The 4,614-nt window shown below is 33.5% G+C and carries 5 protein-coding genes; 4 read left to right on the top strand and 1 reads right to left on the bottom strand.

Translation table 11 applies throughout. The annotated features are described in order from the left end of the window. Positions 1-127 precede the first annotated feature (127 nt). Positions 128-949 carry a hypothetical protein gene (locus FYJ55_RS10125; RefSeq protein ID WP_326831870.1) on the top strand — a complete coding sequence of 274 codons (822 nt, stop codon included), beginning with the start codon at positions 128-130 and terminating at the stop codon, positions 947-949. A 381-nt stretch (positions 950-1,330) separates the two neighbouring features. Here the strand turns inward: FYJ55_RS10125 and FYJ55_RS10120 are convergent, their stop codons facing one another. After that, on the bottom strand, positions 1,331-1,741 hold the full coding sequence (locus FYJ55_RS10120) for a peptide deformylase (protein ID WP_154556721.1): 411 nt from the start codon (positions 1,739-1,741) through the stop codon (positions 1,331-1,333). A gap of 64 nt (positions 1,742-1,805) precedes the next feature. On the opposite strand from FYJ55_RS10120, the gene FYJ55_RS10115 reads away from it, so the two are divergent. The 3 genes from FYJ55_RS10115 to bcp all read left to right on the top strand — a co-directional run bounded on the left by FYJ55_RS10115 (position 1,806) and on the right by bcp (position 4,148). Continuing rightward, positions 1,806-2,399 carry an HAD family hydrolase gene (locus FYJ55_RS10115; RefSeq protein WP_154556720.1) on the top strand — a complete coding sequence of 198 codons (594 nt, stop codon included), beginning with the start codon at positions 1,806-1,808 and terminating at the stop codon, positions 2,397-2,399. Beyond that, positions 2,389-3,609: a 23S rRNA (uracil(1939)-C(5))-methyltransferase RlmD gene (gene rlmD / locus FYJ55_RS10110; protein WP_270499745.1), complete on the top strand. Its 1,221-nt coding sequence runs from the start codon at positions 2,389-2,391 to the stop codon at positions 3,607-3,609. The genes FYJ55_RS10115 and rlmD overlap by 11 nt, the downstream gene beginning before the upstream one ends. Positions 3,610-3,695: 86 nt before the next feature. Continuing rightward, positions 3,696-4,148 (top strand): thioredoxin-dependent thiol peroxidase, encoded by a 453-nt coding sequence (gene bcp, locus FYJ55_RS10105; protein WP_154556719.1) that lies wholly within the window; start codon positions 3,696-3,698, stop codon positions 4,146-4,148. Positions 4,149-4,614: the final 466 nt, after the last annotated feature.

Below are 4,614 nucleotides of genomic sequence, written 5' to 3'. Positions count from 1 at the left end.
AAACTGTTTCTTTTTATTTGCCATTTTCTTTTGCCTTCCTTTGTCTTTGAATCATCCTCTTTCTATTGTACCACTGGCGTAAATTTTCTCTTTTTGACTAGTCCTATTTATATGCTAACATCATCGTATTGAAAAGAAAGTATTGAATGAACTTGGAAATATGCTTGCCAAAGATCGTGAAGCATATGAAAAATTCTTTGAAGAATTTGGTGTAAACTTGAAGTTTGGTGTCTACAACAATTATGGTATGGATAAAGAAAAATTCCAAGATTTATTGTTGTTCTACTCTTCAAGAGAAAAGAAATATGTTACTTTAAGTGAATATGTTTCTCGTATGAAAGAGGATCAAAAAGACATTTACTTTGTATCTGGTAAAGATGTTGAGTTGATTGACAAGATGCCAGTTGTTCAAACATTGAAGAATAAAGAATTTGAAGTTCTTTATTTAACAGATGAAGTGGATGAATTTGTGATGCAGACATTGATGAACTACAAAGAAAAGACGTTCAGAAATGCGGCTCAAGGAGATTTAGATTTAGATACTGAGGAAGAAAAGGAAGCTTTAAATAAATCAAAAGAAGAAAATAAAGATTTATTGACATTCATGAAAGAAGCTTTAGGCGATGAGGTTGCTGAAGTTAAATTGTCAAATAAATTGACAGAGGATCCAGTATGCTTAACGGCTGGCGAAGGTATTTCTTTTGAGATGGAAAAGGTTTTCGCAAATATGCCTAACCAAAGTCCAATGCCTATGAAGGCTACACGTATTTTGGAAATCAATCCAAATCATCCAATCTTTAAAACATTGAAGACTTTATACGCTTCTGATAAAGATAAAGTTAAAGAAGTTACTGAAGTATTATATGATCAGGCTTGTTTAATTGAAGGCTTCGCAATCAAAGATCCAATCGCATATTCAAAGAAGATCTGTGAGTTGTTAGTGAAATAATTCTAGGCACAAACTTTCGAGTTTGTGCTTTTTTTCATTCATGATACATTCTGCTTAGGTGAAGATTATGAAGTATCAAGAATTAGTGAAAGAAGTAGAAGGTGTTGGAAAACTATAGTTAAGTGAGCAGGAAAACTTTTATCGTGATGTATTAAATGAAAGTTCAAATGATTTAGAAGTTGGGGTTGCAGCTACTTTACAAATTCGAAAAAAGATAAAAAGACTCCAATCCTTGCGATGAGTGCCAATGTGTATATGCAAGATATATAGAAATGTTACAAGGCTGGTATGAATGGGCATATCAGTAAACCTTTATGTTTAGAGGATCTAAAAGATCGAATTATTCAAATTATATAAAAAGCCAGGTTTTTCCTGGCTTTATTAAATGATGATACCATTGCAGTGATCAATTTCATGTTGAATGATTTGAGCAACAAAACCAGAATAGGATTGTTTACACTTTTTAAAAGATTCATCTTGATATTCAACGGTAATATTTTCATAACGAGTTGTATTTCTTTCACCCTCTAGTGATAAACAACCTTCTTTGACTTTGTATGGTCTTGATTTCTTTGTGATTTTTGGATTATACATCACAATTTGTGCAGGTCCAATCGCAAAGATAATAATATTTTTAGAAACACCAATCATATTGGCAGCCATGCCTACGCATTGATCACTATAAGCTTGTAATGTATCTTTTAGATCTTGAGCCACTTGTGTATCCATTTTTGTAGCTGGAGCTGATTTAATAGCTAAGAAAGCTTCATCTTTCATTATTGGTTTAATCATAACATACCTCTTTTCTTCAAAAATCATATTTGTTTTAGATGTTTTTTTCAAGTATAATTGGCATATGCTAAAAAATATAGTATTTGATTTAGGAAATGTATTGGTTAAATTTGATTCAAATGAATTGATTTATAGCTTCTTTAATGAAAAACAAAAAGAAGTGAAATCATTCTATTTTGATTCTTTATGGGATGAGTATGATCAAGGACTCTATTCAGTGGAAGAAATGATTGAAAAGGGAGTAAAACAATTTCCTGAATTAGAGTTAAGTATCAAAAAATTGATGTATCATTGGACAGAATTTGTGATTCCATTAAAAGATAATGTTGCGTATATCAAAGATTTAAGACGATTCGGATACAAAGTATATATTCTTTCAAATATTCCAGAAGATGACACAAAATATTTGAGAAGTCTTGGTGTGTTTGATAATATAGATGGCGGTGTTTTTTCTTATGAATATAAGAAAATTAAACCAGATCCAGAAATATTTCATATATTGTTAAAAAAATATAATCTTAAGGCATCGGAATGTTTATTTTTAGATGATCGAAAAGATAATGTAGTTGCAGCATGTAATTTGGGATTTGAAACGATTGAAGTTAAAGATTCAAGTAAAGTCATTGACTTAATAAAGGAGAAAATTAGTGAAGTGTAAAGTAGAAAAAATATGTGGTGGATGTTCACTTTTAAAACTGAAGCCAAGTATGCAGGCCGATAAAAAGAAAAAAGATGTGGAAGCCTTAGTTGAAAAAGCACATTTAAAGGTTCGTGTTGGCGATGTGCATATGGCAAAGAATGATACACATTATCGTAATAAAGTGATTGTTGGTTTTTCAAAAGATAAAGGAAAAGTATATTCGGGTTTATATGCGCCTCATTCGCATCGTGTTGTGAAGACTGAAAATTGTATAATGCAACCAAAACTTGTCAATGAAATTATCAACAAGATAACAGAACTTGTAGGCTCTATGAAATTAGAATTGTACAACGAAAGAACAGGGACTGGTTTATTGCGTCATGTATTGATTCGTTGGGGACATAAGACAGATGAAGTGATGGTTGTATTTGTCACAAGTCAGAAAATTTTTCCCTCAAGAAAAAATATGGTGCGTGTATTAACGAGTGAATTTCCACAAATTAAAACAATTGTACAAAATATCAATCCTAGAAAGACAAGTATTGTTTTGCAGGATGAAGCCATTGTTTTATATGGAAATGGTATGATTCATGATGAGTTATGTGGCTTAGACATTGCGTTTTCACACAATTCGTTCTATCAAATTCATTCTGAGCAATGCGAAGTATTGTATGGCTTAGCTAAGAAAATGTTAGATTTAAAGGAAACGGATACAGTACTAGATACATATTGTGGTGTTGGTACAATTGGTTTAACGATGACAGATTCTTGTAAGAAAGTCATGGGTGTGGAACTCAATCCGGATGCGATTGAAAATGCAAAATACAATGCGAAACAAAATAAAATCAAAAATATCGAATTTGTTGCGATGGATTCAACAGAGTTTATGCGTCAGGCAAGAAAATATCACAATCATTATGATGCGATCATTCTTGATCCACCTCGTGCAGGTACGACAAAAGATTTTATTGAGTGTGCAACTGCTTTAAATCCAAGAAAGATTCTGTACATTTCTTGCGATCCAAGAACACAGGTTCGTGATTTAAACCAATTTAGAAAACAAGGTTATGTCACAAATAAACTAGAATTAGTGGATTTATTCCCTTATACAGATCATATTGAAAGTGTTTGCGTATTAGAAAAGAAACAATTCAACCAAAAGCCTACAAAAAAGGCGCAAAGACAAGCGCAGTTCAGATCAAGTAAAATGAGTAAGAAAAAACGTTAGGAAGCTAGTATGCTTCCTTTTGTGCATATGGGTATGTTTAAATTGTTTGGAATGTTATAATTTGTGTAACGAAACGGAGAATATATATGTTAGAAATTGGAATTCAAGCACCTGATTTTGAATTGCCTGATCAAGATGGTGTGATGCACAAATTAAGTGATTATAAAGGTAAAAAAGTTATCTTATATTTTTATCCAAAGGATAATACGGCGGGTTGTACAAAGCAAGCTTGTGGTTTTTCTGAAAGATATCCACAATTCTTAGAAAAAGGAGCTGTCGTCTTAGGTGTAAGTAAAGATACAGTGGCTTCTCATAAGAAGTTTCAAGAAAAGTATGGTCTTGCCTTTACATTATTGGCGGATCCAGAAAGAAAAGTGATTGAAGCTTATGATGTGTGGAAAGAAAAGAAAAATTATGGAAAGGTATCTATGGGCGTGGTTCGTACAACGTATCTAATAGATGAATCTGGAATTATTGTTCGTGCCAATGATAAAGTAAAAGCGGCCAATGATGCTGAAAACATGTTGGAAGTAGTTTAGACACTGCTCCCTTTTTTGTATTTGTATTAAAGGATTATGAGGTATAAAATTTCATTTGGGTGATACTATGGTGCGCCAGTTCGGTGCAGTTGATTTAGTTAGGTGAAACTCCTAACCTGGTAACTCTTGGAGCAAAGAGGCCAGTATCTAGTCCTTGGGCATTGTATCGTGAGGTACAGTGTTAAGCGTAGGAAGGAAAGACTTAGAGCCCTAAAGCGAAAGCCTGAAGCAATCTAGCGTCGTTAGTCACGACAAAGTGGTGGGTGATGCTCTCATAGTAGCCGCAACCAATATAGGTTGAATCGTTATGCCAGATTCAATCGGACACCACCGGCGTTATAAAGCAGGGCGAGAAGTCAAGGTATCAGCTGCATACCTGGGAGGTCTTGCAGTTTCCGATAAACACGGTACTGTTGTTACAAGTGCCAATACCACAAGAACAACGGGAAGAACTGCAAGAAGTCCG

The organism is Holdemanella porci (assembly GCF_009696075.1).
Taxonomy (GTDB): domain Bacteria; phylum Bacillota_I; class Bacilli_A; order Erysipelotrichales; family Erysipelotrichaceae; genus Holdemanella; species Holdemanella porci.
This window is presented reverse-complemented; position numbering and strand designations above follow the sequence as displayed.